Source organism: Limnohabitans sp. WS1 (assembly GCF_003063265.1).
Taxonomy (GTDB): domain Bacteria; phylum Pseudomonadota; class Gammaproteobacteria; order Burkholderiales; family Burkholderiaceae_C; genus Limnohabitans_A.
On sequence record NZ_NERU01000026.1, the window covers coordinates 1 to 25,888 of the forward strand.

Below are 25,888 nucleotides of genomic sequence, written 5' to 3' on the forward strand. Positions count from 1 at the left end.
CGGGTGGCATCGGTCAAGGGCAGGCCAGCACCCCAGCCGCTGGCGCTGGGCACCGCAAACCGCACCAGGTCAAGGGCTGGGTTTCGTTTGTGCCTTGCATGGTGCAAAGCCCTTGCACACCGATTCGCAGCGCAAAGGGGAACCCTGCCCGCCCCCTTATCGGCGGGCCACCACTCAGGGGTACACGGCCCCCAATGGCACGGGTTCACAGGTCAAGGGCGAAGATATCAGGGGTGATCCGGTAGCAGCGGGACAGGCCCAAACCGGGTAGGCGGGGCTTACAGTCAAAGCGGCCTTTGGCTTCGGGCACCAGGCACCCATGTTCAACCAGCACACGGGCCACAGCGCCAGCCTCGAAGCCCCTGCACACCTCAGCCTTGAACACCTCAGCGTGAATGAAATATTCGGTACTGACTGATTCGGCCATGGTTGACGCCATGCGCTCCCCGTATTCCCGTTGGTGTTCGGCATCGTTCTTGATCGGCTTGCCGTCCTCGCTCACCATGCGCCTGAAACCGGCCCGATTCAGGGTCTTGGCTGCATGGTCATCACCAGCCCTGTGCCACCAGGTAAACCGGCCCTCACCGTGCGATTCAAGGAACGCCCGCACTTGTCGCAGCATCGCGCTAACCTCACCGTCACCAGCGCCGCCCCTTGACGCCATCCATGCGTTAAAACAGGTGGTCGCGGCCCGTTCGCTCTCGCCCGGCTCCCAGCCTGTCAAACCCGCCTTTGTGGCCATCTCGCCCGCTGCACCTACCAGGGCAAAGCGCAAACCCACTCGGTGAACCTGCCCGCCCCCGGCTTCTGGGATCATGCGGGCCTGTATCGCCTGCACCCGCTGGCGTATGTCGGCTTTCAGCGTTTGGGCGTTTTCGGTCAGCCACTGCAACCAGGCACGGCCCGGGCCACCGTAGCAGCGGCCCGCCTGTTCAACGATGTGGCGAGAAAACGCAGACCCGCCGCCCTCTAACCCGTGCGTGGTTTCCAGCATTCCCAAACCAGCGCCAGCATCAGCGGGAATATCGGCCATTCGCACTTCTTGCCCGGTTCGTGCCCGCTTCATGCCTTCGGCCATGTGATCGGCCAAACCCAATTCACCCGCAGACAGGAACAGCAGCCGCCAGGACAGCCGGGGCCGTAGTGCGACGCTACGGTTTACCCGTGCTTTGCTTGATTCGTTGGCCAGCATGTAGGCGCACTCACCCGCCGTTTTAGGGTCCACCTGTGCCAGTTCATCCAGCACCAGCAGCGAATCGCAATGTTGGGCTGCAATCGCTTCTAGGGCGTTGTCGGTGGTGCGCCAGCGTTGCAGGTAGTTGGGGCCACCGTTCACGCTTGCGGCCACCTTCAAGGCCGTGGTTTTGCCCGTGCTCGATCCACCTCGAAAGTGGAACCCGCCCGATTCAACCCCAGCCGGGCGCAGCAAAGGCCCGGCAAAGGCGCTGGCCACAGCAAACACCAGGCGGGAATTACCCGCACACAGTGCCCCCACACGGTCACGCCATTGGTCAGCAGTGCCTTTGACTGTGAATGTGTTTTCCATGGCTTGGTCACTTTGAAACACGATGCGTTCGGCTTCATCGCCCATGGTTTCGCGTGGCAACACAAAGGCCAAGCCGTGCCATCCTATGCGGTCGGTGCAGATGGTGAAGTCATCGGGCTGGCGCGTTTGAATGTATTGGGTCAGCAGGTTACGGGCGCGGGGTGAAGCGCCAATTAACAAGCCCTGAGACATAAGATAAGCCCGGTATTCGGCCCCATCGCTTGACAGGGTACGGGCAGGCATCGCCCATGTTTTGACCTGCCCCAATGGATCGGCAAAGCGCAGCAAGTACCCCCAGCCGCCGCCGTCCTGATCGCGGGTCCGGGCCAATACATCCAAGCGGCTGCACAGCCATTCGGCCTTTGTGGGTTCCCCGTCCTTGTCCACACCCGCATAAAAAACCCCGTCCTCGTTCACACTGAAACGGTCCCATTCGTTTGATGCTTTTCGGTCGGTGCGGTCATCGTCACCGCCGTGGCCACCATCGCCACCAGCAGCGCCAGCACCGGCCCCGCTTGAAGGCTTTTTCTTTCGTGCTGTGGGCTTGGTCTTGCCGGGCGCGTTTGCGGGGCGCGTGGCCTTGTCTGGTGCGTCCTGTGCGTCCTGTGCGTCATCGGGCGCGTCATCCTGTGCGGCCAATGCTGCCAGTTCGTGATCGGCAATCGCAGACAACACGCAGTCACGCACAGCGTCAAGGCCGTGGGCTTGGTGCATGTCGTTGAAGTCGCTTTGATCCGGGGTCAGATCGGCCGGAAAAATGGCCACACCTTGCACAGCCACAGCCGCCGCCGTGGCCTTGATCTTGCCGGGGTTGCTGCCCGTCTTGGTGTACGTGGCTTGGTCATCGTCACCACACAGCACCAGCAGCGCCGCCGGGTAATGCTGGCGCAGGGCGCGGGCCACTTTGTCCAGGTTGCCCGCATCGAAGGCCACAGCCACCGGGTAGCCCGTGGCCTCGTGCAAGCTGGCCGCCGTGGCGTAACCCTCAGCCACCAAAATGACCCGCACAGCCGCCGCATGATCGCCGCCATGTTCGCCCGTCTGATCGCCATCACGGGCACCAGCGCCAGCCACAGCAGCCGGGGCAGGGACAGCACCCAGCAAGTGCCACAGGCCCGATTTGCGGCCATCCTTCAAAAACCGCTTTTGGCCGTCAGCCTTCACGTTTTGCAGGTTCCACAGCTTGCCGGTCAGATCACGCAGGGGCACCATCAAAGCGCCGTCAGCCGCCGTGTAGCGCAGACCGTGACCCTTCACACCTTTTCGCACCAGGTAAGCGGATTCGCCTTGATCGCTGCCTGCCGCCCATGCCTTCACAGCAGCCACCGCCGCCGCCTCATGGCGCAGGCTTTGGGCTTCGGCTTCTTTGGCCATGGCTTCGGCCTGTTCTTGCTGGCGCTGGGCGAGTACTTCGGGCGAAGGTTTGGCCGCTGCCTGCCCGTCTTTGGGCAAGGTGTAGCCGTGTTGTTTGGCCAGGTGGATCAATGACCCCATGGTCACAGACCCGCCCGCCTTGAAAGATTTCCAAGCCGTTCGGCACTCGCTGGCCTTGAAGCCCGGGGCGGTTTCAGACCATTGGGCGAACAGGTCATAACCGCCTTCATCGGGGAATTCTGATTTGATCGCCATGCCTACCCGTGCCCATTCATCGCGGGGCAGGTTCGCCGGGATATGCGCCAGGGCTTGCCGGGTTGTTTCGTGTGTGTGGTGGGTCATGGGGGTGTCATGGTTTTGATTGTGGGCACGGCATCAGCTCCGAAAAGGTCGGCATGGCGGGCGCTTGCAGCGGAAACCGCCCGGGCGTACACCGGGGGCAAATGGCAAGGGCCGGGGGGTTTGTGGCGGTGCGGTCGGTGCGACTACACCAGCAGGCACAGACAGCAGCGCCAGCAGCAACACGGGGGCACCTTGCAGCCTGCCCGGGGTCACACTTAGGCCGTGCTGGCGCAGGCGGGCGGTTTGTGTGGGGTTTAAAGCCATCACCGCCCCAGCCCAAACACGGCATTACTCAGATCACCCACAGCGCCGCCGATTCGCTCGCCGGTATCGTCCAGGCTTTGAGCAACCCCCAGCAGCGCCAGCGTTTGCGCGTGTTGAATGACGTTTTCAGCCGTGGGCGCTTTGTCACCACAAAGGGTAGAAAGCTGATCCGCTGCAAGGGCCAGCAAACCCGGGCCGAAAGTCTTGGCGTAGTCATCGCTACCCCTTGCCTTGTCAGTGGCGTGGGGGGTGGTATCGGTGGGGGTCGTGTTCTTCATTGCTGGGCCTCCTGAATACGGTCTTGCACCCATTGGTGAACGGCACTTTCTGGCCATGCGCTCATGCGGCCTATCTGGATCGGGCGGGGAAACTTGCCCTCTTTGATCCAGCCATAAATGGTTGATTTTTGGAAATTCACAACTGCCACCACTTGGGGCAGGCGAATCAGTCGATCCCGGGGTGTCACGGGCTTGGCCGTGTGCGCCAGGTGCAGGGCTGGGGCTTGGGTTTGTGCGTCCATTGCGGTTCCTTTTCCATTTGCCGCCACCCAAAACCGGGATTGGCCGGGGGCGTTGGATCGGAATTTGAAAGCCGCAAGCCCCTTGCATACAACTTGCAAACATCCGCGCTATGAGGCTGCAAGATGTTTGCAAGTTATTGGCAATTCAGGCCGCTTTTACATTCGTCCAATGATCCTGCAAGGCTGCACCGCCTCGGGCTGAGGTTGCGGCCTGTATCTGCCCTAGGTCGGGCTTGTCGTGCCCGTTGGGGTTGGCCTTGTACTTTTTTAGAGCCCCCTCCAGCGCCTGCCGTGTAATGCCCGCCTTCTTTGCTATGAGGGTCGGTTTAACACCGCTTTCAACCGCCTCGCAAATGGGCTTTAGTTTTGCGTGGGTCCATTCAGGTTTTTTACCGCCCTCGGATTGGCTTTTGTGCAGTTCCGCTGCCTCTTGCCATGTCTTGATTTCTTCGGCATTTTCATCCGCCCCTTTGGAAAAATTCTCCAAAGCCCAACGCAGATCAAATGCCCATGGCAAGTGCTCCATGAGGTCGGTTAACTGCCCAACAGACAGAACCCATTCGCTTTGATTGGCCTCCGGTACGGGCAACAAAGAAACACCGTGCAGCGGGATCAATATCGCCTCATTGATACCTCGATCAATAACCCGCTTCCAATGCGACAGGGCTGTTTTCAATTGATCCTCGGGGAGTTCATCGCCTTTGTGGGACTCCAACACCCACAGCACAACAGCGAAAAACTGCAAGGGCGTCATCAATCCAGAAAATGCAACCCCTTTGGCCCATGACCTCCAATTTTCCAAAACGGCTTCAACACGATGGTGGAATTCATCGCCGGTTTTTTTGCTGTCTTTGCATTGATCCATAGGGGCCGTGGGCGGGCGTTCGCTGGCCTTGCTGGCCTGCCGTGTGGTGGTGGTCTTGATGGTCATGATCGGCCCTTCGAACTATTGCGCTCCCACTGCATAACGTCTGCAAGAAACCAAAACCCATGCTTGTCCGGCAAAGGGAAGCCGGGTTCTTTTACTCGCTTGGTCATTGTGTTACGGCTGATTTTTAATCGCTCGCACATTTGGGCACGGGTAAGCCGCACGCCCATTGCTTGCGTCAGTGCATTTATTGCGTCCGTCAGCAACTCAAGCCGTTGGATTATTTCAGCGTTGGTCATGTCTCATCCTTCAACAATAGGCAAAACAACGGGCGTGTAATCGCAGGTTGTTGGTTCATTCATCCAGTTTGACCAGCGTGGTTCATCCAACAGGCCCGGACAGGCCAGACTTGAAGCCACTTGGTTGACGTAACCGATACGCTGCACCATCAGCTCCATGTGTGAAGCCATGGCCTCCAAACGGCTTGTTTCCGTTGCCTCTGGTGCGCGAAGGGCATCCAGCATTTCAAGCACCATGCTGGCGCAGGCGTTGACCTCTACAAAGGCACCGGCCAGGCGTTGCGCGTTGGTGGGTTTGTGTGGGTTGGTGGTGTTGGTCTTGGTGGTCTTGGTGGTCATGCTGCACCGCCTTCCAATTTGGCCAATCGCTTCGTGAGCGTTCGTTCAATTGCTTTGGCCACCGCCTTGGATTCGGTTGCACTGAGCACCAGTTCACCGTATGCGGTTGCTGCAACAAGCCCATGTAAACGAATGTCGGGGAGTTGCTTGGAAATGGCATAACGGGTTTCGTTGATTTGCTGGGTGGTCATGCTGCACCGCCGTTCTGAGTACGGGCACCAGCGCCGGGCCTCGTGGCCTGTTCGTGGTTCCCAATGCCTTGATGCATGGATTGGGTCAACTCGATGGCGAATGACAGCAGGTGGTAAACGCTCCATGCAGCAGCAGGGGCGCGTTCAACGTCATCGCACAGGGCGATATTTTCGGCCCCGGCTTGTGCCGCTGCCAGCAGGGTTGTCAGGTGGTCAAAGGCATCACCCAGGGGCACACCTTCACGCACTGAAAACAGGGTGTCGCCGTTGGCGTTGGCTTTGTGAAAGTGGTGCAGGCCCGTCACTGGCGTGGTTTGGTTTTGCTGCATGGTTCAACCCTCCAACGATGCGAAGGCCCGGGCACCAGCGCCAGCAGGTGCGGGCGTGTGGGTGGGTTTGTTCAGGCGGTTCAGTGCCCCCAATGCCTGCACCGCTTTGCGGGTAGCGCCGGGGATGTTGCCCGCATTGGATCGCAGGTAGTGCAGCGCCATGGCCAGGGCGTTTTCTGCCTCTTGGTGCGCTGCCATCGTGGCCAGGTCGTGCGGGGTGTTGGTGGGTGTTGCCGTGCTGGGTCGGCGGGTCAAGTGAATGACGTTGGGTGTCATGGCTTCATGCTCCTAACTGAGACTTGAAAACCACTCGCCACGTTTTGAAGCGCAGCGGGTGGGCGGGATGTTCAAAACACGTAGTTAGACGTGCGCCGGGCGTTGCCGCTTCGGCCATCCCGCCCGAAAACCAAAGCCCCCGCCGCCGTGGCGTGGGCATGTTCAGACGTGACAAAACGCCACTATCGGGGGCGTTGCACCGCTAACTACAAAGGTGTTTTGAAGCACCGGCCCCGGTCAGGGGTTGGGCGAATTATTGCACGGGCTGGGGCGTAGGTGTCGCAGGCATCAGGACAGGCGAAGGCATCGCAGCAAGCAACCCGCCCGGGCATCGCTGGCGCAGGGCACCGGCTGCACTCGATCACGTCACCGGTCAAGCCGTGGCCACCAGCAGCCGCACCAGGTCAACACCACACAGCGCCCGCCTGATCCGGGGCCGTGCCTGTGCCTGTGCCTGTGCCCTTGCCCGTGGCCGTGCCCGTGGCCGCCGCACAGCAGCGCCAGCACCAACAAGCAACCCGCCCGGCCATCGCTGGCGCAGGCCACCGCCTGCACTCGATCACGCCACCGGGCAGGCCGTGGCCACCAGCCACCGCACCAGGTCAACACCACACAGCGCCCGCCTGATCCGTGGCCGGGGTCTTGCCCGTGCCCGTGCCCGTGCCCGTGCCCTTGGCCGTGGCCGTGGCCTTGCCATCTTTGCCACCACACCGCACAGCAGCGCCAGCACCAACAAGCAACCCGCCCGGCCATCGCTGGCGCAGCGCACCGGCTGCACTCGATCACGCCACCGGGCACCGGGCCTGCAAGGCCGCACGGGCCTAAACCGGGCCGGTCGCAGGCAGGCAGGCACCGCACCAGGTCAAGGGCAAGCGATCACGCAGCAAGGCACCGGGCACCGACAAGGCAGGCCGCACGGGTGGCATCGATCCGGGCGGGGTAGCACCCAGCACCCAGCCGCTGGCGCTGGCCATCGGACACCGCACGGGCAAGGCCAGCACCTGCAAGGCACCGGGCCTGCAAGTTCAGTCGGGCCGCATCGATTCGGTCGCAGGCAGGCACCGCACCAGGTCAAGGGCAATCGATCACGCAGCAAGGCACCGGGCCACCGACAAGGCAGGCCGCATAGGTGGCATCGATCCGGGCGGGGTGGCACCCAGCACCCAGCCACTGGCGAAAGCCACCGGGCACCGTACCGCACAGGGCAAGGCCAGCACCTGCAAGGCACCGGGCCTGCAAGTTCAAGCGAACCGCACCGGGCCGGTAAGCACCCAGCCGCTGGCGCTGGCCATCGGGCAACCGCACAGGGCAAAGCCACACGGGCTAAACCGGGCCGGTCGCAGGCAGGCACCGCACCAGGTCAAGGGCAATCGATCACGCAGCAAGGCACCGGGCCACCGACAAGGCAGGCCGCATAGGTGGCATCGATCCGGGCGGGGTGGCACCCAGCACCCAGCCGCTGGCGAAGGCCACCGGGCACCGTACCGCACAGGGCAAGGCCACACGGGCTAAACCGGGCCGGTCGCAGGCAGGCACCGCACCAGGTCAAGGGCAATCGATCACGCAGCAAGGCACCGGGCCACCGACAAGGCAGGCCGCACAAGTGGCATAAATCCGGGCGGGGTGACACCCAGCACCCAGCCACTGGCGAAGGCCACCGGGCACCGTACCGCACAGGGCAAGGCCAGCACCTGCAAGGCACCGGGCCTGCAAGGTCAAGCGGGCCGCACCGGGCCGGTCAGCACCCAGCCGCTGGCGCTGGCGCTGGCCATCAGGCACCGCAAACACCACACAGGCGGGCAAGCCACACCCAAAGGGTCAGCAGCGCCGCCGATAAGGGGGCAAAGGGGGGCACTTTTCGCGGCCATTTCCGGGGCCGTGCGTTCGCGTCCGTTGGGGTGGGCATCGAATACCGCACCAGGGCAAACAGCAAAGCACCGGGGGCACCGTGCAGGCGTGTGGACAGCCGCACCATCAACACCGTCCAAAAACGTCAAAACCATGGGCGGGCCGTTGCTCACTGGAACAAAACACCAAAAACGGGCACCAGCGCCAGCGATTCAAGCGGGTATGGCAAAACCAGCGAAGGCAAAGGGCGAAGGCAGGCGAAAAAAAAGGGGGTGAATGTATGTGAATGAGTGATTTTTTTCACATACTGATATTGTCCCCACACTGTACCCGCTTTGTCCCCGTTTTGTCCCCGCACCTCAAACCGCTTCAAACCCGCATAAAACCTCAGTTCTTTGAATTTGTCCCCGCTGTCCCCGCACTTTTTCAAAATAGCAGCCGGTAAAAATGGTGAAAACACTGTTCACACGCCTGCACGGGCGTAAAAAAACCGCCTCGGTGGGCGGTTCGGTCGGTCGCTGGGGCGGGTTATGCGGCTCGGTGCGCGTTCAAGTCGATCACAGGGGCACCATCACGCAGGCGGTCAAGGTAATCGGCCCATTGCTGAATCTGATCAAAGCGTTTTTTCAGGTACTGGGTCCGGTTGTAACTTCGCCCGTTGCTGTCTTTCACGGCATGGGCTAGGTTCGCTTCAATGGCCAGGGGGTCGGCGTCCAGTTCATCCACCATCATGGTCCGGGCGCTTGCCCTGAAGCCGTGCCATGACTGTTCAGACCCGTAGCCCATGGCGTACAGGGCGCTTCTGACTGAGTTGTCAGACAGCGGGCGGTCATGGCTTCGCTCACCCGGGAAAACGTATTTACCGTGGCCTGTCAGGGGTTGCAGATCACGCAGCAAGGCCACCGCTTGCGAAGGCAGGGGCACCAGGTGGGGCGGGCCGGTTTCTTTGTCCTTGACCGTGCGTTTCATCTTGGCACCCGGGATGGTCCACAGGGCTGCATCCAGGTCAAGTTCTGCCCATTCCATCGCCCGCAGGTTGCCGGGCCGTTGGTACAGCAGCGGGGCAAGGCGAAGGGCCACCGTGACCAATGGCCCGCCCTTATAGGCATAGATCGCCCGCAGCAACTCGCCAAAGCGCCGGGGTTCGGTGATCGCAGGAAAACGGCCCTCGATCCGGGGTTGCAAACGTGCCCGCAATCCCTCGGTTATGTTGCGGTATTGGGGCGGGGCCATGGGCAACCAGTGTTTGAAAACTTGGCTTGCCGTGTCCAGGACTCGCCGGGCCGCTTCCAACGAACCGCGTTTTTCAACTGCCTGCACCGCTGTCAGGACTTGCATGGGGTGAATCTCGGTCATGGGCAGTGCGCCCACATAGGGGAACAGGTCTTTGTCAAGGTTGCGCCTGTGCCGCACAGCGTATGACTCGCTCCAGTTGGGGCGCTGCAACTCGAACCACTCCAAGGCCATCGCCTTGAATGTCTGGTCGGTGGTGTCGGTCATCAGTTTGGCCACCTTGCGGGCCTTGATCGGGTCGTTGCCCCCGGTCTTTTGGGCTTTGGCTGCATCCCTTGCTGCCCGTGCGTCCTTTGGGCCTGTGCTGGGGTAGCTGCCCAATGCCAGGCGCTTTTCTTTGCCCTCGGTGCGGTACTTCCAAAACCATCGCTTTGAACCGTTGGGACTGACTTCAAGGTAAAGCCCCCCAGCATCGGCCAAACGTGCCCGGGGCTTGCCGGGTGGGCATGTGGCGTTTCTACATTCGGCATCGGTCAGCATGGGGGCACCTCTCTGGTTTCGCTGGGGAATGGGGGAACAAAACACGTTTTTTCGTGTTCCCCCGTTTTTGTTCCCCCAATTGTTCCCCCGCTTTGAACCGGCTGTCAACGAACGCTAATGAACGTCCTTGCACTGTAAAAACCGGATTTACCAATGAAAAAGGCCGTTCACTGGATGTCAGTGAACGGCCTTGGATCATGTCTTGGTGGTGATAGGTGGATTTGAACCACCGACATCAGCATTATGAATGCTGCGCTCTAACCAACTGAGCTATATCACCTAAATTTTTTTAACGTTGCCGTCAAACCCAAAATTATACACAAATTTTTTCGCGTTTTCGTGCCACTTCGCGCAACAATTGACAGATGAGTATTCAAGCCAAGCAACCCGCACAAACCGAGCATCAAGCGGCCACGCAAGCCGCTCAAATCATTTGGCAACATTGGCAATCTGATCAAGTGTTGATCACCCTGCCCATGAACTGTCGTCCTGTGAATGCTCAACAAGGCTACGCCGCCCAAGCCCAGCTGCCTCTCGTTTCCGGGCGCAGCGTGCTAGGCTGGAAAATCGCAGCCACCAGTGCGAACGGGCAAGCCCACATCAACGTGAGTGGCCCCATGGCCGGGCGGCTGTTGTCGGGTCAGGTGTTTGACAACGGGGCCACCGTGCCGTCTGTGGGCAACCGCATGCGGGTGGCCGAGCCGGAATTTGCCTTTGCCATGGCGCAAGACCTGCCGCCACAAGCCGCACCCTACACCCAGCAACAAGTCATGGCCGCCGTGGCCACTTTGCACCCCGCCCTTGAAGTGCCCGACTCGCGCCTGGACCCTTTTACTGCAGCGGGCGAAGCGCAACTGCTGGCCGACAACGCCTGCGCACGCCACTTTGTGCTGGGCCCGGCCGCGCCCGATCTCTGGCGCGACCTGGACTTGAGCACCTACCCGGTGCACGCCCGGGTCCAACACGGCAGCACGCTCAAGTACACCCGTGACGGCACAGGCGGCAACGTGCTGGGCGACCCGCGCATTGCTCTGACCTGGCTGGCCAACCAGCTGTCAGACTTGGGCATCACGCTGCAAAAAGGTCAGGTGGTGACCACCGGCACCTGCATGGTGCCGCTCGAACTGGCGCCCGGCGACAGTGCCAGCGCCGATTACGGCCCACTGGGCTGCGTGAACATGATTTTTTCGGAGACTTGAACCATGACAAAACCCCGTTTGGCCCTGATCGGCACGGGCGGCACCATCGCAGGCGCGGCCAGCGCTGCCTCGGTCAGCACCGACTACCAACCCGCCAGCCTGAGCCTGGCCGCTGTGGTCGACACCGTGCCCGAGCTGCGTCAGCGTTACGACATCGAGGTCACTCAACCCATGCAATTGGCCAGCTACGACGTGCGCCCCGAGCACTGGCTGGACCTGCATGCCGCTGTGATGAAAGCCGTGCACAACCCCGATGTGGTGGGCATTGTCGTCACACACGGCACCGACACGCTGGAAGAAACCGCGACCTTTTTGCACCTGAGCGTGGACACGCACAAACCCATCGTGGTGGTGGGGGCCATGCGCCCGGCCACCGCCTACTCGGCCGATGGTCCAGCCAATTTGCTGGACGCTTGCAGTGTGGCCGCCTGCCCTGGTGCACAGGGCAGGGGCACGCTGGTGGTGATGAACGGCCGGATTCACTCGGGCCTGTGGGTGGGCAAACGCCATGTGAGCAGCGTAGAAGCCTTTGACAGCCCTCTGGCCGGTGCCGTGGGCGAGGTGGCCGACCAAGCAGTGCAGTGGTTTCGCGCCGCCGCACGGGCCCCCACGGTGGCTTGGCAAACCCCCGCCAGCTGGCCAAGGGTGGACATCGCCGTGGCCTATGCAGGGGTGGACGAGACCGCGATGCGGGCCTTTGTGGCCGCCGGGGCGCAGGGCATTGTGCACGCAGGTCTGGGCAACGCCAACACGCCCACGGCTTACCGCGCCTTCATCCAATCACTGCCCGCCCAAGGCGTGCTGGTGGCCCGTTGCGCCCGATTCATCACCGGCAGCGTGACGCGGGCCAGCGTGTACGCCGACGCGCAGTACGGGATTTTGACGGCAGGCCCCTTGCCACCGCACAAAGTGCGCATCGTCATGCTGCTGGGTCTGGCACACGGCATGGACGGTCCCGCCATTCAAGCTTGGATCGACCAGATATTGCTGGCGGCCTGAAAGCCCATGCTCAACGCTGGCGTTGGCTCCAATAGAGTACCGTGCCGCTGACGCTGGCCATGACCATCAGGCCGACAAAACCGGCCCGGTAGGTGCCAAACAAGCCCGACAAGGCCCCAAACATCGGTGGCCCCACCACCACACCCAAAAACGTGAAGGCCAAGGTGCCGCCTGTGGCCATGCTGGCCATGCCAGCGGGTGCACGACGCGCCACCTCAGCCAAGTACACGCCGTTCCAGCCAATGGCCGATGCACCAAAGGCCACCAAAATGCCAATCACAACACTTTGCGGTGTTTCTGGCGTCAAAAAGGCCGAGGCCAAAGCCCCCAAGGCCATCATGCTGGCCAACAGCAGCAGCATGCGACGTGCGCCCAACCATCGGTCGGCCACATACCCCCAGGCAATGCGCCCACCAATGCCCCCGATTTGTGTGGCCGACAAAGCCAGGCCCGCTGCAACCAAACCATAAGACAGGTCATCGTGCAAAAAGGTCACCAGGTAAGTGGTCAGCGACAGCTGAACCATGGAAAACATGAACGAACAAGACGCCATGGTGAGCAAAGCGCGGTGCGCCAACACCAGCCGGATGGGCTGGATCAGGCTGCGCCATTGCACCAGCGTCTCTGGCCGACGGTCACCGTCCAGCTCGGTGCGCAAAGCTTGTGACACCCAAGCGCAGAGCACACACACCACCGCCACAGCGACCAAGCTGGCCTGCCAGTTCATGACCAGCAGCAAAGGCGGGACGATGGCACCGGCCAACATGCTGCCCAAGGGCACGCCTGTTTGCTTGAGCGAAAACACCAGCGACATGCGGTCTTTGGGCGTGGTCCGCGCCAGCAAATGGGAACTGGCCGGGGTGATCGGGCCGTAACCCAAACCAATCAACACCGCCCCCAGCACCATGGCCGGAAACCAAGGCACAGCGCACAGCAACAAACCCAAGGCGCACAAGATCAACCCCCATTGGCTGACTCGGATGGCCCCCAGACGGGCCACCGTGGCGCCCCCCATCAAGGTGGACACCATGGCCCCGGCATAGGTCACTGACACATACAAACCCACCAAAGCCGGAGAGACTTGCATGGCCTCCGCCACCACCGGTGCCATCACTGGCAAGGTGAGCAAGGCCATGGCCACCATGGCCTGGATCACCAGGGTCAACAGCAAAGGCCACCAATTTTTCATCAATTCATCTCCCGTACAGGCGAGAGGGACACCTCATGGCCTCAACACCATCGCATGCGCTCAGTTGGCTTTCACACCCGCCTTGATCAACAAACCACCCAGCGTGTCGATTTCGTTTTTCAGGTGCGCACGCAAGGCCTCGGGACGGGCCAAGTCAGCAGACACCGCAGAGATGCCCATGGCCTCCAAACGCTGGCGCACCTCGGGATCACTCACCGATTTTTGCAAAGCCCCCGTCAACTGATCCAGCACAGGTTTGGGCGTGCCTTTTGGCGCATACAGCCCAAAGGAAATGTTGATGTCAAAACCTTCTACACCCGCATCTGAAATGGCGGGAACTTCGGGCAGTTGCGGCAGGCGGGTCTTGCCCGCCGAGGCATAGGCCTTGATCTTGCCCGTCTTGACCGAAGGCACGGTGCCCGAAGTCTGGTCACACAAAAGGTCCACCTGACCGCCCATCAAATCGGTCAAGGCCGGACCTGTACCCTTGTAGGGAATCTCATTGAGCTTGACGTTCAAGGCGTTCATCATCATCAAGCCACAAAGGTGCGAGGCCGATCCGACACCCGCATGCGCAAGACTGACCTTGGCCGCATTGGCTTTGAGGTAGGCCACAAACTCGTTGAGGTTTTTAGCCGGGAAATCGTTGCGTGCCACGATCACCATGGGGCCACTGGTGGCCCGGCCAATCGGCTCAAAGTCATCCACCGGGTGGTAAGGCAGGCTTTTGTACATGGCCTGATTGGTTGCATGGCTGACGTGGATCATCAGCAAGGTGTAGCCGTCGGCTTTGGCACGGGCCACCTTGGCGGTGCCGATCGAGCCCGAAGCGCCTGCGGTGTTGTCCACCACGATTTGCTGACCCAAATGCTTTTGCATGGCCCCCGCAAACACACGCGTGATGGTGTCGCCCGGGCCGCCCGCGGCATAAGGCATCACCATGGTGATGGCACGGTTGGGAAAGTCTTGTGCCCAGGCTTGCAAAGCGCTGGCTGCAAGCAGCATGGCCAAGCCCGTGCGGATGAAACGAAGGGTCATGGTTGTCTCCTTTTATGAACGCCGCAGTGTGACCGATCAGGCCAACAAACGCTGGCGAATGTCCAGAGGGCTCAACACCTGCAAGGGTTCAGCACCGCCGCCGGGAATGCCCACTTGCGTGGCGTTGAGCAGCATGGACACCATCACATAGGTGCCCGACAAGACCGTGAGGTCCACCACCGCCTGCTCGCCCATTTGGGTCACAGCCTCGTGCCAAAGCGCATCGGGCACGCGGTGGTTGAGAGACAGTTGAATACAGAAGTCATACACCAGGCGCTCGTCGTCTTGCATGCTGGTCGGCCGTTGGCACAGCTGCAAGTCACGCATCACCGCATCAGACAAGCCTGCTTTGCGGGCAATGGTTTCGTGTGCCCACCACTCGTATTGCGCATTCGAAATGCGCGCCTGAATCAGGATGGCGAATTCATTGAGGCGTTTGTTGACCGAAGTCTTGAAGCGCAGGTAATCCAGAAAATCAAAGGCACGCCGGGCCATGTCCGGGCTGCGCAACAAGGCGTTGTAGGGGCCACCCAGCGCGGCACTGGAGACCTTGAGGATGTCGTCGGCCAAAGGTTTCACCTCGGCGGGCAAATCGTCATAGCGGATCTGGGCCAATCGTTCGGTCATGAAGGGTTCCTGAGGAAAAAGATGAAATTCAATGGCAAGAGGACAAGCGTCTGTTCGGCGGTCTTGAACAACAGCCTGGCCGTGAGCAAGCGGCGAACGTAACAACAAAGCGCGACCCCCTGAGTCACACACATGACTGGCAAGTGGCCCCAGCCAGGTCGGGTCTGGGCGACACTTGAACGGGTTGGGCCGTGGGCATTGGATGCTGGGCCGCTTTACCCTTTAACCATCATGCCTTTAACCATCACGCTCTTTGACCTTCACCCCCTTTGAATGGAAAGCTCTCATGCTGAAATTTTTCTTCAACGCCGCACCCAACCCCATGAAGATCGCCCTGCTGCTCGAAGAGCTGGGCCTGCCTTTTGAAGCCGTGCCGGTGGACACGCGCAAGGGCGAGCAATTTGCACCCGCCTTTTTGGCCGTCAACCCCAATGCCAAAGTGCCCGCCATCACCGATGGCGACGTGACCGTGTTCGACAGCAACGCCATCTTGCTGTACTTGGCCGACCGCGAACAAAAGTTCATGCCAGCGATCGCTCAAGCCAAAGAGCGTGGCGCGGCACTGTCCTGGCTGCTCTTCATCGCCAGCGGCATTGGCCCGTTTTCTGGCCAGTCGGTGCACTTTCGGCATGCCGCCCCCGAGCCCAAAGAGTACGCCCTGAACCGCTACGACTTTGAAGCCCACCGCCACTGGACGGTGTTGGAAAAACATTTGTCGCACAACACCTACATGCTGGGCGAACACTACAGCGTGGTGGACATGGCCCTGTGGGGCTGGGCCCGCATGCTGCCCTATGTGCTGGGCACGGGGGACGCCACTTGGACACAATACCCCCACATCAAACGCCTGCTCGACTTGGTCAACGCCCGCCCAGCGGCCCAGCGTGCCGAAGCGTTCAAAGCGAAATACACCTTCAAGACCGAGATGGACGCGGACGCCAAGAAGTTCATGTTTCCGCAAAACGAACGGCTCAATCAAGGCTGAACTTCGGCGATTCACCCCACGCGGCGCAGGGCACAACCTTGTCCCCGTGTGGGTGCTTGAACGCTCCCCTCAGTGGCGGAACCAGCGCATGGACAAGCCCATGGCCAACAACACGAACACACCCGCCAGCGCCGCCATCAGGGTGCTGATTTCGGTATCGCGACGCTCCAAGGTGAACTTGGACGACAAGTGCTGGTAAATCATGGCCAAGTCATTGGCATTGGTCGCCCTGAAAAACTCCGCACCTGTGGTCTCAGCCACCTTTTGCAAAGCTTCTTCATCGACCTTGGCGTAAAAAGAAAAGCCTTCGAAGCCCGGAATGAAACCATTGGGCGTCCCAAAAGCGACGGTGTAGACACGCACACCTTTGGAGGCAGCCCACTTGGCCACCTCGACCGGATCAGGCCCGGTGGTGCGGCGGCCATCTGACAACAAGATCACGGCTCCGGCCGTGTACGAGCCCACTGGCACCGACTTGGGAGACTCAGAAGTTGCAGGCGCAGAACGCTGGTCCAGCGAACGCCCAGCCGAGCCGCCGCCTTGCGCGGTCAGGCTGCCCGACTTGAACTCTGCACCGTACAACACCGACTCCAAATCAATGGCCGATTCGGGCAGCAAGGTGTTCAGGGCGACCAGCAAGCCGCTGCCGGTGGCCGTGCCGCGCTGCAACTGAAAGCCATCAATCGCGGCCAGCAAAGCTTCTTTCTGGTCCGTCACGCCCTGCACCAGCTGCGCATTGCCCGCAAAAGACACCACAGCCACACGTACATGACCGGGCAGTTCCTGAAGAAAAGATTTGGCCGCCTGCTGGGCCGCAACGATTCGGCTGGGCGGCACGTCTTCTGCCAGCATGCTGCGCGACACGTCCATCGCCAGCACCAAAGTCAGGTAGTCCGCCGGCAAGGTGATCCGGGCACTGGGCCTGGCCGTGCCCAGCAGCACCAGCGTCAAGGCACACAACAGCAAAGCAGGGGGAATGTGTCTGCGGATGCGGTGTCCGGGACCCAATGCAGGTCGAATCAAGTTCAAACTGGAGTAACGCACCACCTCGGTGCGTTTGCGGCGCAAAGCCCGGATGTACCCCACCACCAGCAGGGGGATCAACAGCAATAGCCAAAGCAGCTCGGGCCAGATAAAGTGCATGTTGTGTGGCGTGCAATGAAGTCAGGTCACTGTATCACCGAAGACCCCCACAACGATGAAACGCGCCGCACTCTACAGCCGAAAGCCTTCAGCACAAGGGACTCACCAACTGCCTGCAACAGAAGTAGCGGCGGTCGTCACCCCTTCAGCACCCTCGGCTTCCCGCAGCGCCAGCCACATCCATCAGCGCTTGCAGCGTCTGCCGCTTTGGACCACTTTGTTGCTGTGCGCCTTGCTCAGCGCCACGCTGACTTGGGCCCTGACCCGGCAGGTGGGTGCGCCGCAGCGGCTGACCCAAGACGACATCAACGCGGCGGTGCTGCACACCCTGAACACCCAAGAGCTGCCATCGCGGGCCGCCCGTGCCGCGCAGTTGATTGCACCCTCCGTGGTGCGTGTGCACACCCAGGACGAAGACAAGAAAAACCCCAAAGGCGAGATGCAAAACACGGGTGTGGGCTCGGGTGTGGTCATCTCGGAAGAAGGCGTCATCCTGACCAACTTGCATGTGGTGCAAGGCGCCAAACGCATCCAGGTCACTTTTGCCGATGGCACGGAATCGGAAGCGCTGGTGATCGGCGTGCAACCCGAAAACGATCTGGCCGTGATCAAGGCCAAGCGCCTGCCCGATGACCTGCAGCCCGCCACGCTGGGCAGCAGCCAGAACCTGCAACCCGGTGACGAAGTGGTGGCCGTGGGCTTTCCCTTTGGCATTGGTCCCTCCGTCTCGGCCGGTGTGGTCTCGGGCCTGAACAGGTCCTTCGGCTCCGAGGGTAAAACCATGATGCGCGGCCTGATCCAGGCCGATGCCGCTGCCAACCCCGGCAACTCGGGCGGGCCGCTCATCAACATGGCCGGCGAGGTGGTGGGCATCGTGACCGCCATCCTCAATCCCACCTCGGCCCGCACCTTCATTGGCATCGTGTTTGCCGCCACCATTGAAAGCGCGGGCGGTGGCATGGGCGTGTCGCCGTTTTGAATTTTGATGACCCCAGCAATCTTGAAAGGCTTTGTGCATGAACCCCTCTGAATTGGCATGGAACCAGGGCCAGACGCCCAAAAGCGCTGGCGTCAACGCCCCTAACGCCGCGCTGATGGAACGCGTGCTCTACGAAGTCAAACGCGTGGTGGTGGGGCAAGACGCCTTCCTCGAACGCATTTTGGTGGCCATCCTCGCGCAAGGCCACTTGCTGATTGAAGGCGTGCCAGGGTTGGCCAAAACACTCACCGTGAACACGCTCGCCAAAACTGTGAGTGGCAGCTTCAAGCGCATCCAGTTCACGCCCGACCTGCTGCCCGCCGACTTGGTGGGCACCCGCATCTTCAACCCCAAAACAAGCGAGTTCAGCACCGTGCTGGGGCCGGTGTTTGCCAACTTGTTGCTGGCCGACGAAATCAACCGTGCACCCGCCAAAGTGCAAAGCGCCCTGCTCGAAGTCATGCAAGAGCGGCAAGTGACGATTGCGGGCGAAACCCATGCGGTGCCCCGCCCCTTTTTGGTGATGGCCACACAAAACCCGATCGAAACCGAGGGCACCTACCCCTTGCCCGAAGCGCAGGTGGACCGCTTCATGATGAAGGTGCTGGTGGGCTACCCCACCGAGGAAGAAGAGTTCGTGATCGTGCAGCGCGTGACCGGCATGCCCGCCACCGCAGCGGCCGTAGCCGACACCGCACAACTCATGGCGCTGCAAGCACAGTGCCGCCAAGGCTATGTCGACCCGGCCCTGGTGCAGTACGCCGTGAAACTGGTGGCCGCCACGCGCGACCCCGTGCGCTGTGGCTTGCCCGAACTGGCGCCCTATTTGACCTTTGGTGCCAGCCCCCGCGCCACCATTTCCCTGATCGAAGGGGCCCGTGCGCTGGCCTTCTTGCGCGGTCGCCCCTACGCCCTGCCGCAAGACCTGATCGACCTGGTGCCCGACGTGCTGCGCCACCGCCTGGTGCTGTCGTACGAAGCCTTGTCCGACGGCATGACGGCCGATGCGCTGATCCTGAAAATCCTGCAGGCCGTGCCCGCACCGAGTCACCCCCTGGACCGCCATGTTCAGCTGGCTGCGCAAGAAGCGAACTGAGGCCACGGCGGCCGCTGACAGCGGCCAGCCCCAGGCTGTGGTGTCTGACACACCTAGCGCAAACACGCCATGGCCCAATGCAGCGCAATGGCTGCAAAGGCTGGAATGGACCGTACTCAAACGGCTCGACGGCCAGCTGCAAGGCGACTACCGAAGCCTGTTTCGCGGCAGCGGCCTGGTGCTGGCCGATCTGCGCGAATACCAAGCGCACGACGACGTGCGCCACATCGACTGGAACGTGACCGCCCGCATGCAAACACCGTATGTGCGCGAACACCAGGAAGACCGCGAAATCGCCGCTTGGTTTGTGGTCGACTTGTCGGCCTCGGTGGCGTTTGGCTCGGGCCCGACCAGCAAGCGCCAATTGGCCTGCAGCATCGTGACCGTGCTGTCCAAGCTGCTGTCACAACACGGCAACCGCGTGGGCCTGATGCTGTTCACCGGGCAAGACCGAGCCCACAGCGTGGTGCCCGCACGCTCTGGCAGGCGGCATCTGCTGCACATCGTTCACCAGATGCTGCAGGCGGGTCAAAACCAAAACCAAAACCCAAGCCAAGCCCAGGCCGTGCAGACCAGCGCGCTGGGGCCATGGTTGATGCAGGCTCAGTCGGTGCTCAAACGCCGCTCGGCGGTGTTTGTGGTGTCCGACTTCATCAGCCCACCCGGCTGGGAAAAACCGCTGGCCCAGTTGGCCCGGCGTCATGAAGTGGTGGCCGTGCGTCTGCGCGACCCGCTGGAGATGGCCTGGCCCGACAACACCGGCATGCTGCTGGTGCAAGACGCGGAGTCGGGTGAGCAGCTGCTGGTGGATGGCAACGATGCGGCTTTCCGACAGCGTTTTGCACAACATGCGCAGGAGCGTGAAGCGGCTTTGCTGAGCAGCCTGAGCCAAGCCGGTGTGGACTGCCTGGAGCTGAACACCGACGAAGCTCTCGACCAGGCCTTGCTGCGTTTTGCACAACTGCGCAAACGCGCCAGCCAGTTGAGCACCGGTGGCCGTGCAGCCCCTTTGGGCAGCCAGCGGCCCGTTCAAGCTGGAGGTGTTCATGCTTGAATGGCATTCGATTCAGTTCGTCTGGCCGAGCCTGCTGTGGCTGCTGGCCACCTTGCCGCTGTGGCTGGGCGTGTACATCGCTTGGCAGCGCCGTGGCGTGCAGCGGGCATGGCCCTCGGCCAATATGAACACCGGTGCGACCAACATCCGCTTCAGGCGACACGCTCCGGCGCTGCTGGTGCTGCTGGGTCTGGGTGGCTTGCTGGTGGCGATCGCCAGGCCCCAGGCCATCTTGCTCTTGCCCAGCCGCATCGACACCGTGATGCTGGCCATCGACAGCTCGGGCAGCATGCGGGCCGGCGATGTTCAACCCAGCCGCATCGAAGCGGCTCAGGCGGCAGCCAAAAGCTTTGTGCTGGGGCAACCTGGCCAAGTCAAGTTGGGCGTGGTCAGCGTGGCGGGTGCAGCGGCCTTGGTGCAAGCCCCCACCGACCAGCGCGATCTGGTCATCCAGGCCATCGACCAACTCAGTCTGCAGCCGGGCTCTGCCCTGGGCAGCGGCATCGTGATTGCGCTCCATGCCATGCTGCCCGGCTCAGGCTTGGACGTGCGTGGTCTGATCGACGGCGAAACCACGCCGCCAGCCTCGACGGGTACACCTCTGGGTGGACCCAAACCGGCCCCAACCGGCCCAGCATCGGGCACCGCGCCCCTACGGCCAATCAGCCTGCCCAAAGTGCCCCCCGGCTCCAACACCGCAGCAGCCATCGTTTTGCTCAGCGATGGCCAAGGCAATGCGGGGCCAGACCCCATCAAAATGGCGCAGGTGGCCGCCGACCTGGGGGTGCGTGTCTACACCGTGGGTGTGGGCACAGCGCAAGGCACCGTGCTCAAAGCCCAAGGCATGCAAATGCGGGTCAAGCTGGACGAGACCAGCCTGAAAAAAATCGCCGAGATCACCAAGGCTGAATACTTCAGCGCCGACAACCGCCAGGACCTGCTGCAGATTTACCAATCCCTGAGCAGCAAGATCGTGCTCAAAAAGCACCGGCGTACCGAGATCTCCGCTTTGTGTGCATTGCTGGGCATGCTGCTGGTGTCCTGGGGCTGCGCCTGGGCCTGGTGGCGTCATGGGCGGATCATTTGAACCCGCCGATGCAGGACAAAACACCTCGCTCAAGGTTTAAAGTTCGGTCATGAACCTGACTGGCGGATGGCATTGGCACTGGCGCGCTTGGCGATCCCAAGCACACTGGGCGAGCGCGTCTGCACAAATCGCCGACTGGTTGACGGCGCAAACCATGCCACGCCAACAGCTGGTTTTATTGGGCGCCAGTGCGGGCTGGATGTTGCCCACCGACTGGCTGGCGCAATTTGACGAGGTTCACGCCTGGGACATCGACCCCTTGGCCGCGCCCTTGTTTCGCTGGCGGCACGGTCGGCACTTGCAAAGACAAGGCACGCGCCTGCACCTGCACACGGGCGATGGCTTGGCCCAATTGAGCGAATGCACCCAGGCCATGCCAGGGGCCTTTTTCTGGTTCGACAACCTGCTGGGACAGTTGAGGTTCACCCACGAACCCCTGGATGCGGTCAGCCGCCGTTTGCGATCGCTGCAAAAAACCTTAAAACATGTCGCTTGGGGCAGCGTGCATGACCGCATGTCTGGTCGCACCCTGCCGGGCACCGCGATGCCTGTGTCGCGCCAGGGCCTGGCCAGGGTGGCCATGGAGACTGCCGAAGGGCAAGCCTGGCTGCAACAGCTGGGGGCCATCAGCCCCTGGCTGGACCATCTGACCGAACCGGTGTTGCCTGCAGGCACCCCGGTACAACACACGGCCTGGCCCTTCAAGCCAGGCTATGCGCACTGGCTTGAAATGGGCTGGTGCCCCGCCCGAACCTGAAGCTTCAGACGATCTTCACGCTCAAGTTGGGAAAGCCATCGACGTGCATCTCGATCACATCTCCGCGCACCACCGGCCCGACGTTTTCAGGGGTGCCTGAATAAATGATGTCGCCCGGGAACAGCTCAAAGGCTTCGGACAACTGCGCGATCTGCTCGGCCACCGACCAGATCATCTGGTTCAAATTGGCGTTTTGTTTGACTTGACCATTGACCTTCAGCCAGATGCTGCCTTGGGTGATGTGGCCGGTTTGTGCGAGTTTGCGGATGGCACCGATGGGCGCCGACTTGTCAAAACTCTTGCCGATTTCCCAAGGCTTTTTCTGGTCACCCATGCCGCGCTGCAAATCACGGCGCGTCATGTCCAGCCCCAGGGTGTAGCCATACACATGGTCCAGCGCCTTGTCTCTGGCAATGTTGCGCCCGCCCTTGTGCAGCACGGCCACCAACTCGGCCTCGTAATGGTAATTTTTGGTCAGCGGCGGATAGGGGTGATCGGCCACCGTGCCGGCCTTCACGTACTGGATGGCGTCGGTGGGTTTTTGAAAAAAGAACGGTGGCTCGCGTGTGGGGTCTGATCCCATTTCACGGGCATGGGCGGCGTAGTTGCGGCCGATGCAATAAATGCGGCGAACCGGGAACATTTCGTCGCTGCCTTCGATGGGAATGTAAGTGGCAGGCACCGAAAAAGGCGTTTTCGGCTGGTTCTGGGCCACACCGGGCAAAGCACAACCTGCAAGGGCACCGGTGGTGACCAGGGCACTGTTTTGAAAAAAGTTTCTTCTGTCCATGTTTGTCTCCATGTCAATGGCTTGTCTCCACCACGTCACACAGGCCCATCGGCTGGTGTATGCAATGGTTGCTTATTTATAGCAGTGAACAAACTTTGAAATGACACGCTTGGGACAGACGCCAAACCCAAACCAGCTTTCATTCTCAATGGGACAGACCCACTCTGTGCAAAAGGGGGGATTCAAGCTCAATCCGGCAGATTGCTGGACCCCGCCTGCAGGTCCAGCGACCAGTACTGCCCCACCAGATCGGCACCAAAAGAATGGTGCGGCTCTTCAGACACCAACACGAACCCGGCCTCTTGGTAAATGCGGCGGGCTGCATGCAAGATGTCATTGGTCCACAAAGTGAGCTTTTCGTAACCCTTGGCTTGCGCAAAAGCGATGCATTCTTGCGTCAAGCGCCGACCCAGGCCCGCGCCACGCGCATCGGGCTCCACGTACAGCAAGCGCAGCTTGGCCTCTTGCTCGGACACCTTGACCAAAAACACCGAGCCCAGAACCTGACCATCGCGTTCAGCGATCCAGGCGCTCTCCCATTCAGCGTCAAAGTTCTTCACGAACTGCGCGGCGATTTCGGCCACCAAGGCCTCAAAGGTGCCGTCCCAGCCGTATTCTTGCGCGTACAACATGCCCTGGCGGTGCGCCACCCAACCGATGTCGCCCACTCGCAGGCCGCGCAAAACGATGTGGGGTGTCATGACTTTTCACTGCTTTCGTAGCGCTGCCCCAGCGCCAGCAATTGAGGCGTTTCAATGACAGCGTTCAGGCCATCAAAATCCAACATGTGGTCTTGCCAGGGCCGCGTGGTCTGGTGGGTGTGCAAGCTCGCGTAGTAGCCCTGCAAGGTGTGCAGCACCGCCCGCGCCGTGCCACCCGGAAAAATCACGATCTTGAAGCCACGCTCGCCCAACTCGGCCGCGCTTTGCACCGGCGTCTTGCCGCCTTCGACCATGTTGGCCAAGAGCGGCACACGATTGGCAAACTGGGCGCAGGCACGGTTCATTTGTTCATCAGACCTGAGCGCCTCGATGAAGAGCGCATCCACCCCGCATTCCAGATAGCGCTCGGCCCGCTCCAGCGCGGCGTCCAGGCCTTCCACGGCCACCGCGTCGGTGCGCGCCAAAATCAAGGTGTTTTGGTCGTGGCGGGCGTCCAGCGCCGCACGCAACTTACCATGCATCTCGGCCACCGGCACCACGCCTTTGCCGTCCAGGTGGCCGCAGCGCTTGGGGAAAGTCTGGTCTTCGATCTGGATCATCGCGGCCCCGGCCCGCTCGAAGTCGCGCACGGTGCGCTGGGTGTTGAGTGCATTGCCAAAGCCGGTGTCGGCGTCCACGATCACGGGAATGTTCACCCGGTCGGTGATGTGGGCCAGGGTCTGTGCGACTTCGGTGGCGGTGGTCAGGCCAATGTCGGAGCGACCCAGGCGCGTGTAGGCGATCGATGCACCCGACAGGTACACGGCTTCAAAACCGGCTTGCTGGGCCACCAGCGCGGTTAGCGCGTCGTACACACCGGGGGCGAGCAAGGCCTGGTCTTGTTGCAGGCGTTGGGCCAAATTGTGCGGCTGACTCATGGCGTGTCTTTCAAAAGTTGTTGTGCGGTGTGTGCCGCAATGTGCCCACCCGCGATGGCGCTGAGCAAACCATTGCCCGACAAATAACCCCAGACTTCTTGGCCCGACACACCCCGTGCTGCGCCGCCTGCGGCCAGCACATTGGGCAGAGGTGTGCCGTCTTGGCGCAACACGCGGGTTTGCGCGTCGATGTCCAAACCCCCTTGGGTGTGGAACAAAGCGCCTGTCACCTTGATGGCGTGAAACGGGGCTTGCAGGGCGCGTTTGAACGTGCGGCCTGTCGCCGGGTCGGTACCCGGCTGCACGGCGGTCAAAGTGGCTTGCAAAGCGTCTGGCGGGCAGCCGATCAGCTGCGCCAGTGCAAGCGCATCGGCGGCGTGTTGCACCGCGCCTGCACCTTGCGCCGCTACGAAATCGGGAAACTCTTGCGCAAAGGCCAGCAGCGCATCGTCAAACACATTCCAGGCCACACCACCCGGCTGTGCCAGCACATGCACCGCCGCCTCCGAGTAGCCCTGGGTTTCGTCGTGAAAGCGTTGGCCTTGGGCATTGATCTGCACGCCGCCTTCCATCATCAGCGCCCACGAGATCAATGCGCCCTGCGGCACGGCCCACGAGCCGTGGCCTTGGTACGCGCCCAAGTCGGCCAGGCGTGCGCCCAGTTGTTGGCCCCACGCAATGGCACTGCCGTCGTTGCCCACATGCCCCGCATAAGTGGCTTCGGCCATCTCGGGCAGCATCTCTTTCACCATGGCCGCAGCCCCACCAAAACCGTTGCAAGCCAAGATCACCGCATCGCAGCGGATGCGCTCGGTCTGGCCATCGGGCCTGACAAAACCCACACCGTGGATGCGCTGTGCGTCGTCGGCCCACAGCTCGGTCACTTGCGCTTGTGTGAGCACCACCACGCCTGCGGCGTCGGCCGCCGCTTGCAGGCGGCTCATGAGACCGGCTCCAGTTTTTTCGGGCACGGCGTGCATGCGGTGGGCGCTGTGGCCGGGGTACAAAAAGTTGTCCAACACCTGCCAAGGCAGGCCGTGGTGTTGGGCCAGCGCGTCCATGGCAGGGCCGATGTTTTGGGCATAGGCTTGCACCAGGTGCGGTGCGGCTTGGCCGTGGGCCTTGGCCTGAATGTCTGATGCGAACAAGTCCACGCTGTCGGTGATGCCTTGGGCCTGTTGGGCTTGTGTGCAAGGTGCCGGAATGAAACCCGACGACAAAGCGGTAGAGCCCGCAGCAAACGCATCGCGCTCCAACACCACACAATCCAAACCCAAGCGGTGCAATGCCAGCGCGGCCGTGAGGCCACAAGCGCCAGCGCCCACGATCACGACCGGTGTGTGGTCCTCGGCTTGCAAATCAGCAGCCCGGCGAACTTGCGGCAGCGGCGCGTTCAT

The 25,888-nt window shown here is 61.6% G+C and carries 32 protein-coding genes and 1 tRNA gene; 10 read left to right on the forward strand and 23 right to left on the reverse strand.

Going from position 1 to position 25,888, the window contains the following annotated elements:
- Positions 1–205 precede the first annotated feature (205 nt).
- The 9 genes from B9Z48_RS20340 to B9Z48_RS20380 form a co-directional block, all read right to left on the reverse strand.
- On the reverse strand, positions 206–3,262 hold the full coding sequence (locus B9Z48_RS20340) for a DUF927 domain-containing protein (protein WP_108380447.1): 3,057 nt from the start codon (positions 3,260–3,262) through the stop codon (positions 206–208).
- A 263-nt stretch (positions 3,263–3,525) separates the two neighbouring features.
- Positions 3,526–3,804 carry a hypothetical protein gene (locus B9Z48_RS20345; protein ID WP_108380448.1) on the reverse strand — a complete coding sequence of 93 codons (279 nt, stop codon included), beginning with the start codon at positions 3,802–3,804 and terminating at the stop codon, positions 3,526–3,528.
- Positions 3,801–4,046, reverse strand: a complete 246-nt coding sequence (locus B9Z48_RS20350; protein ID WP_108380449.1) for an AlpA family transcriptional regulator — start codon at positions 4,044–4,046, stop codon at positions 3,801–3,803. The genes B9Z48_RS20345 and B9Z48_RS20350 overlap by 4 nt, the downstream gene beginning before the upstream one ends.
- 145 nt (positions 4,047–4,191) lie before the next feature.
- Positions 4,192–4,977: a hypothetical protein gene (locus B9Z48_RS20355; RefSeq protein WP_108380450.1), complete on the reverse strand. Its 786-nt coding sequence runs from the start codon at positions 4,975–4,977 to the stop codon at positions 4,192–4,194.
- Complete coding sequence (locus B9Z48_RS20360) at positions 4,974–5,213, reverse strand: AlpA family transcriptional regulator (RefSeq protein WP_108380451.1); 240 nt, start codon at positions 5,211–5,213, stop codon at positions 4,974–4,976. The genes B9Z48_RS20355 and B9Z48_RS20360 overlap by 4 nt, the downstream gene beginning before the upstream one ends.
- A 3-nt stretch (positions 5,214–5,216) precedes the next feature.
- Positions 5,217–5,552 (reverse strand): hypothetical protein, encoded by a 336-nt coding sequence (locus tag B9Z48_RS20365; protein WP_108380452.1) that lies wholly within the window; start codon positions 5,550–5,552, stop codon positions 5,217–5,219.
- The gene (locus B9Z48_RS20370; RefSeq protein ID WP_108380453.1) at positions 5,549–5,743 is read right to left on the reverse strand and encodes a hypothetical protein; all 195 of its coding nucleotides are present in this window, start codon (positions 5,741–5,743) and stop codon (positions 5,549–5,551) included. The genes B9Z48_RS20365 and B9Z48_RS20370 overlap by 4 nt, the downstream gene beginning before the upstream one ends.
- Complete coding sequence (locus B9Z48_RS20375) at positions 5,740–6,072, reverse strand: DUF3077 domain-containing protein (protein ID WP_108380454.1); 333 nt, start codon at positions 6,070–6,072, stop codon at positions 5,740–5,742. Before B9Z48_RS20375 ends, B9Z48_RS20370 begins: the two co-directional genes overlap by 4 nt.
- A 3-nt stretch (positions 6,073–6,075) precedes the next feature.
- Complete coding sequence (locus tag B9Z48_RS20380; protein ID WP_199233561.1) at positions 6,076–6,348, reverse strand: hypothetical protein; 273 nt, start codon at positions 6,346–6,348, stop codon at positions 6,076–6,078.
- Positions 6,349–6,786: 438 nt separating this feature from the next.
- Here B9Z48_RS20380 and B9Z48_RS21595 point away from each other — a divergent pair, with 438 nt between their 5' ends.
- Together B9Z48_RS21595 and B9Z48_RS21600 are read left to right on the forward strand one after the other, a co-directional pair.
- Positions 6,787–6,975 (forward strand): hypothetical protein, encoded by a 189-nt coding sequence (locus tag B9Z48_RS21595; protein ID WP_158273327.1) that lies wholly within the window; start codon positions 6,787–6,789, stop codon positions 6,973–6,975.
- Between the two features lie 3 nt (positions 6,976–6,978).
- Positions 6,979–7,173 (forward strand): hypothetical protein, encoded by a 195-nt coding sequence (locus tag B9Z48_RS21600; RefSeq protein WP_158273328.1) that lies wholly within the window; start codon positions 6,979–6,981, stop codon positions 7,171–7,173.
- Here B9Z48_RS21600 and B9Z48_RS20390 read toward each other — a convergent pair.
- The 6 genes from B9Z48_RS20390 to B9Z48_RS20415 form a co-directional block, all read right to left on the reverse strand.
- Positions 7,170–7,355, reverse strand: coding sequence for a hypothetical protein (locus B9Z48_RS20390; protein WP_108380456.1), 186 nt, complete (start codon positions 7,353–7,355; stop codon positions 7,170–7,172). The genes B9Z48_RS21600 and B9Z48_RS20390 overlap by 4 nt on opposite strands.
- A gap of 64 nt (positions 7,356–7,419) precedes the next feature.
- On the reverse strand, positions 7,420–7,668 hold the full coding sequence (locus B9Z48_RS20395; protein ID WP_146186342.1) for a hypothetical protein: 249 nt from the start codon (positions 7,666–7,668) through the stop codon (positions 7,420–7,422).
- A 225-nt stretch (positions 7,669–7,893) separates the two neighbouring features.
- Positions 7,894–8,151 carry a hypothetical protein gene (locus tag B9Z48_RS21470; protein ID WP_146186343.1) on the reverse strand — a complete coding sequence of 86 codons (258 nt, stop codon included), beginning with the start codon at positions 8,149–8,151 and terminating at the stop codon, positions 7,894–7,896.
- Positions 8,152–8,365: 214 nt separating this feature from the next.
- Positions 8,366–8,656: a hypothetical protein gene (locus B9Z48_RS20405; RefSeq protein WP_146186344.1), complete on the reverse strand. Its 291-nt coding sequence runs from the start codon at positions 8,654–8,656 to the stop codon at positions 8,366–8,368.
- A gap of 68 nt (positions 8,657–8,724) precedes the next feature.
- Positions 8,725–9,969 carry a site-specific integrase gene (locus B9Z48_RS20410; protein WP_108380460.1) on the reverse strand — a complete coding sequence of 415 codons (1,245 nt, stop codon included), beginning with the start codon at positions 9,967–9,969 and terminating at the stop codon, positions 8,725–8,727.
- A gap of 203 nt (positions 9,970–10,172) precedes the next feature.
- A tRNA-Met gene (locus B9Z48_RS20415) sits at positions 10,173–10,249 on the reverse strand.
- A gap of 85 nt (positions 10,250–10,334) precedes the next feature.
- Here B9Z48_RS20415 and B9Z48_RS20420 point away from each other — a divergent pair.
- Together B9Z48_RS20420 and B9Z48_RS20425 are read left to right on the forward strand one after the other, a co-directional pair.
- Positions 10,335–11,168, forward strand: a complete 834-nt coding sequence (locus tag B9Z48_RS20420) for a 2-keto-4-pentenoate hydratase (RefSeq protein ID WP_089957441.1) — start codon at positions 10,335–10,337, stop codon at positions 11,166–11,168.
- Positions 11,169–11,171: 3 nt separating this feature from the next.
- Complete coding sequence (locus B9Z48_RS20425; protein ID WP_089957444.1) at positions 11,172–12,167, forward strand: asparaginase; 996 nt, start codon at positions 11,172–11,174, stop codon at positions 12,165–12,167.
- A gap of 10 nt (positions 12,168–12,177) precedes the next feature.
- Here B9Z48_RS20425 and B9Z48_RS20430 read toward each other — a convergent pair whose 3' ends face one another.
- From B9Z48_RS20430 to B9Z48_RS20440, 3 genes are read right to left on the reverse strand one after another with little or no spacing between them, the layout of a single operon-like run.
- The gene (locus B9Z48_RS20430) at positions 12,178–13,356 is read right to left on the reverse strand and encodes an MFS transporter (RefSeq protein ID WP_089957447.1); all 1,179 of its coding nucleotides are present in this window, start codon (positions 13,354–13,356) and stop codon (positions 12,178–12,180) included.
- Positions 13,357–13,416: 60 nt separating this feature from the next.
- Positions 13,417–14,394 carry a tripartite tricarboxylate transporter substrate-binding protein gene (locus tag B9Z48_RS20435; protein WP_233261208.1) on the reverse strand — a complete coding sequence of 326 codons (978 nt, stop codon included), beginning with the start codon at positions 14,392–14,394 and terminating at the stop codon, positions 13,417–13,419.
- A gap of 36 nt (positions 14,395–14,430) precedes the next feature.
- Positions 14,431–15,021 carry a carboxymuconolactone decarboxylase family protein gene (locus B9Z48_RS20440; protein ID WP_108380461.1) on the reverse strand — a complete coding sequence of 197 codons (591 nt, stop codon included), beginning with the start codon at positions 15,019–15,021 and terminating at the stop codon, positions 14,431–14,433.
- Positions 15,022–15,307: 286 nt separating this feature from the next.
- On the opposite strand from B9Z48_RS20440, the gene B9Z48_RS20445 reads away from it, so the two are divergent.
- Positions 15,308–16,006 (forward strand): glutathione S-transferase family protein, encoded by a 699-nt coding sequence (locus tag B9Z48_RS20445; RefSeq protein WP_108380462.1) that lies wholly within the window; start codon positions 15,308–15,310, stop codon positions 16,004–16,006.
- Positions 16,007–16,075: 69 nt separating this feature from the next.
- Here B9Z48_RS20445 and B9Z48_RS20450 read toward each other — a convergent pair whose 3' ends face one another.
- Complete coding sequence (locus tag B9Z48_RS20450; protein WP_108380463.1) at positions 16,076–17,149, reverse strand: VWA domain-containing protein; 1,074 nt, start codon at positions 17,147–17,149, stop codon at positions 16,076–16,078.
- A 55-nt stretch (positions 17,150–17,204) separates the two neighbouring features.
- On the opposite strand from B9Z48_RS20450, the gene B9Z48_RS20455 reads away from it, so the two are divergent.
- The 5 genes from B9Z48_RS20455 (at position 17,205) to B9Z48_RS20475 (ending at position 22,122) form a co-directional block, all read left to right on the forward strand.
- On the forward strand, positions 17,205–18,128 hold the full coding sequence (locus B9Z48_RS20455) for a S1C family serine protease (RefSeq protein WP_089957458.1): 924 nt from the start codon (positions 17,205–17,207) through the stop codon (positions 18,126–18,128).
- Between the two features lie 115 nt (positions 18,129–18,243).
- The gene (locus B9Z48_RS20460) at positions 18,244–19,224 is read left to right on the forward strand and encodes a MoxR family ATPase (protein ID WP_089957564.1); all 981 of its coding nucleotides are present in this window, start codon (positions 18,244–18,246) and stop codon (positions 19,222–19,224) included.
- The gene (locus tag B9Z48_RS20465) at positions 19,193–20,278 is read left to right on the forward strand and encodes a DUF58 domain-containing protein (RefSeq protein WP_108380464.1); all 1,086 of its coding nucleotides are present in this window, start codon (positions 19,193–19,195) and stop codon (positions 20,276–20,278) included. The genes B9Z48_RS20460 and B9Z48_RS20465 overlap by 32 nt, the downstream gene beginning before the upstream one ends.
- Positions 20,271–21,365 carry a VWA domain-containing protein gene (locus B9Z48_RS20470; protein ID WP_108380465.1) on the forward strand — a complete coding sequence of 365 codons (1,095 nt, stop codon included), beginning with the start codon at positions 20,271–20,273 and terminating at the stop codon, positions 21,363–21,365. Before B9Z48_RS20465 ends, B9Z48_RS20470 begins: the two co-directional genes overlap by 8 nt.
- Before the next feature lie 49 nt (positions 21,366–21,414).
- A complete protein-coding gene (locus B9Z48_RS20475) occupies positions 21,415–22,122 on the forward strand; it encodes a hypothetical protein (protein ID WP_089957466.1) in 708 nt (235 codons plus the stop codon).
- Positions 22,123–22,126: 4 nt separating this feature from the next.
- On the opposite strand, the gene B9Z48_RS20480 is transcribed toward B9Z48_RS20475, so the two are convergent.
- From B9Z48_RS20480 to B9Z48_RS20495, 4 genes are all read right to left on the reverse strand, one after another.
- Positions 22,127–22,912, reverse strand: a complete 786-nt coding sequence (locus B9Z48_RS20480) for a fumarylacetoacetate hydrolase family protein (RefSeq protein ID WP_228769230.1) — start codon at positions 22,910–22,912, stop codon at positions 22,127–22,129.
- A gap of 188 nt (positions 22,913–23,100) precedes the next feature.
- Positions 23,101–23,613 carry a GNAT family N-acetyltransferase gene (locus B9Z48_RS20485; protein WP_108380466.1) on the reverse strand — a complete coding sequence of 171 codons (513 nt, stop codon included), beginning with the start codon at positions 23,611–23,613 and terminating at the stop codon, positions 23,101–23,103.
- Positions 23,610–24,491: an oxaloacetate decarboxylase gene (locus tag B9Z48_RS20490; protein WP_108380467.1), complete on the reverse strand. Its 882-nt coding sequence runs from the start codon at positions 24,489–24,491 to the stop codon at positions 23,610–23,612. Before B9Z48_RS20490 ends, B9Z48_RS20485 begins: the two co-directional genes overlap by 4 nt.
- Positions 24,488–25,888: an FAD-dependent oxidoreductase gene (locus B9Z48_RS20495; protein ID WP_108380468.1), complete on the reverse strand. Its 1,401-nt coding sequence runs from the start codon at positions 25,886–25,888 to the stop codon at positions 24,488–24,490. The genes B9Z48_RS20490 and B9Z48_RS20495 overlap by 4 nt, the downstream gene beginning before the upstream one ends.

Coding starts and splice junctions, on each gene's coding strand:
- B9Z48_RS20340 (WP_108380447.1), bottom strand. CDS start 3,262: ATGACCCACCACACACACGAAACAACCCGGCAAGCCCTGGCGCATATC.
- B9Z48_RS20345 (WP_108380448.1), bottom strand. CDS start 3,804: ATGAAGAACACGACCCCCACCGATACCACCCCCCACGCCACTGACAAG.
- B9Z48_RS20350 (WP_108380449.1), bottom strand. CDS start 4,046: ATGGACGCACAAACCCAAGCCCCAGCCCTGCACCTGGCGCACACGGCC.
- B9Z48_RS20355 (WP_108380450.1), bottom strand. CDS start 4,977: ATGACCATCAAGACCACCACCACACGGCAGGCCAGCAAGGCCAGCGAA.
- B9Z48_RS20360 (WP_108380451.1), bottom strand. CDS start 5,213: ATGACCAACGCTGAAATAATCCAACGGCTTGAGTTGCTGACGGACGCA.
- B9Z48_RS20365 (WP_108380452.1), bottom strand. CDS start 5,552: ATGACCACCAAGACCACCAAGACCAACACCACCAACCCACACAAACCC.
- B9Z48_RS20370 (WP_108380453.1), bottom strand. CDS start 5,743: ATGACCACCCAGCAAATCAACGAAACCCGTTATGCCATTTCCAAGCAA.
- B9Z48_RS20375 (WP_108380454.1), bottom strand. CDS start 6,072: ATGCAGCAAAACCAAACCACGCCAGTGACGGGCCTGCACCACTTTCAC.
- B9Z48_RS20380 (WP_199233561.1), bottom strand. CDS start 6,348: ATGACACCCAACGTCATTCACTTGACCCGCCGACCCAGCACGGCAACA.
- B9Z48_RS20410 (WP_108380460.1), bottom strand. CDS start 9,969: ATGCTGACCGATGCCGAATGTAGAAACGCCACATGCCCACCCGGCAAG.
- B9Z48_RS20420 (WP_089957441.1), top strand. CDS start 10,335: ATGAGTATTCAAGCCAAGCAACCCGCACAAACCGAGCATCAAGCGGCC.
- B9Z48_RS20425 (WP_089957444.1), top strand. CDS start 11,172: ATGACAAAACCCCGTTTGGCCCTGATCGGCACGGGCGGCACCATCGCA.
- B9Z48_RS20430 (WP_089957447.1), bottom strand. CDS start 13,356: ATGAAAAATTGGTGGCCTTTGCTGTTGACCCTGGTGATCCAGGCCATG.
- B9Z48_RS20435 (WP_233261208.1), bottom strand. CDS start 14,394: ATGACCCTTCGTTTCATCCGCACGGGCTTGGCCATGCTGCTTGCAGCC.
- B9Z48_RS20440 (WP_108380461.1), bottom strand. CDS start 15,021: ATGACCGAACGATTGGCCCAGATCCGCTATGACGATTTGCCCGCCGAG.
- B9Z48_RS20445 (WP_108380462.1), top strand. CDS start 15,308: ATGCTGAAATTTTTCTTCAACGCCGCACCCAACCCCATGAAGATCGCC.
- B9Z48_RS20450 (WP_108380463.1), bottom strand. CDS start 17,149: ATGCACTTTATCTGGCCCGAGCTGCTTTGGCTATTGCTGTTGATCCCC.
- B9Z48_RS20455 (WP_089957458.1), top strand. CDS start 17,205: ATGAAACGCGCCGCACTCTACAGCCGAAAGCCTTCAGCACAAGGGACT.
- B9Z48_RS20460 (WP_089957564.1), top strand. CDS start 18,244: ATGGAACGCGTGCTCTACGAAGTCAAACGCGTGGTGGTGGGGCAAGAC.
- B9Z48_RS20465 (WP_108380464.1), top strand. CDS start 19,193: ATGTTCAGCTGGCTGCGCAAGAAGCGAACTGAGGCCACGGCGGCCGCT.
- B9Z48_RS20470 (WP_108380465.1), top strand. CDS start 20,271: ATGCTTGAATGGCATTCGATTCAGTTCGTCTGGCCGAGCCTGCTGTGG.
- B9Z48_RS20475 (WP_089957466.1), top strand. CDS start 21,415: ATGAACCTGACTGGCGGATGGCATTGGCACTGGCGCGCTTGGCGATCC.
- B9Z48_RS20480 (WP_228769230.1), bottom strand. CDS start 22,912: ATGGACAGAAGAAACTTTTTTCAAAACAGTGCCCTGGTCACCACCGGT.
- B9Z48_RS20485 (WP_108380466.1), bottom strand. CDS start 23,613: ATGACACCCCACATCGTTTTGCGCGGCCTGCGAGTGGGCGACATCGGT.
- B9Z48_RS20490 (WP_108380467.1), bottom strand. CDS start 24,491: ATGAGTCAGCCGCACAATTTGGCCCAACGCCTGCAACAAGACCAGGCC.
- B9Z48_RS20495 (WP_108380468.1), bottom strand. CDS start 25,888: ATGAACGCGCCGCTGCCGCAAGTTCGCCGGGCTGCTGATTTGCAAGCC.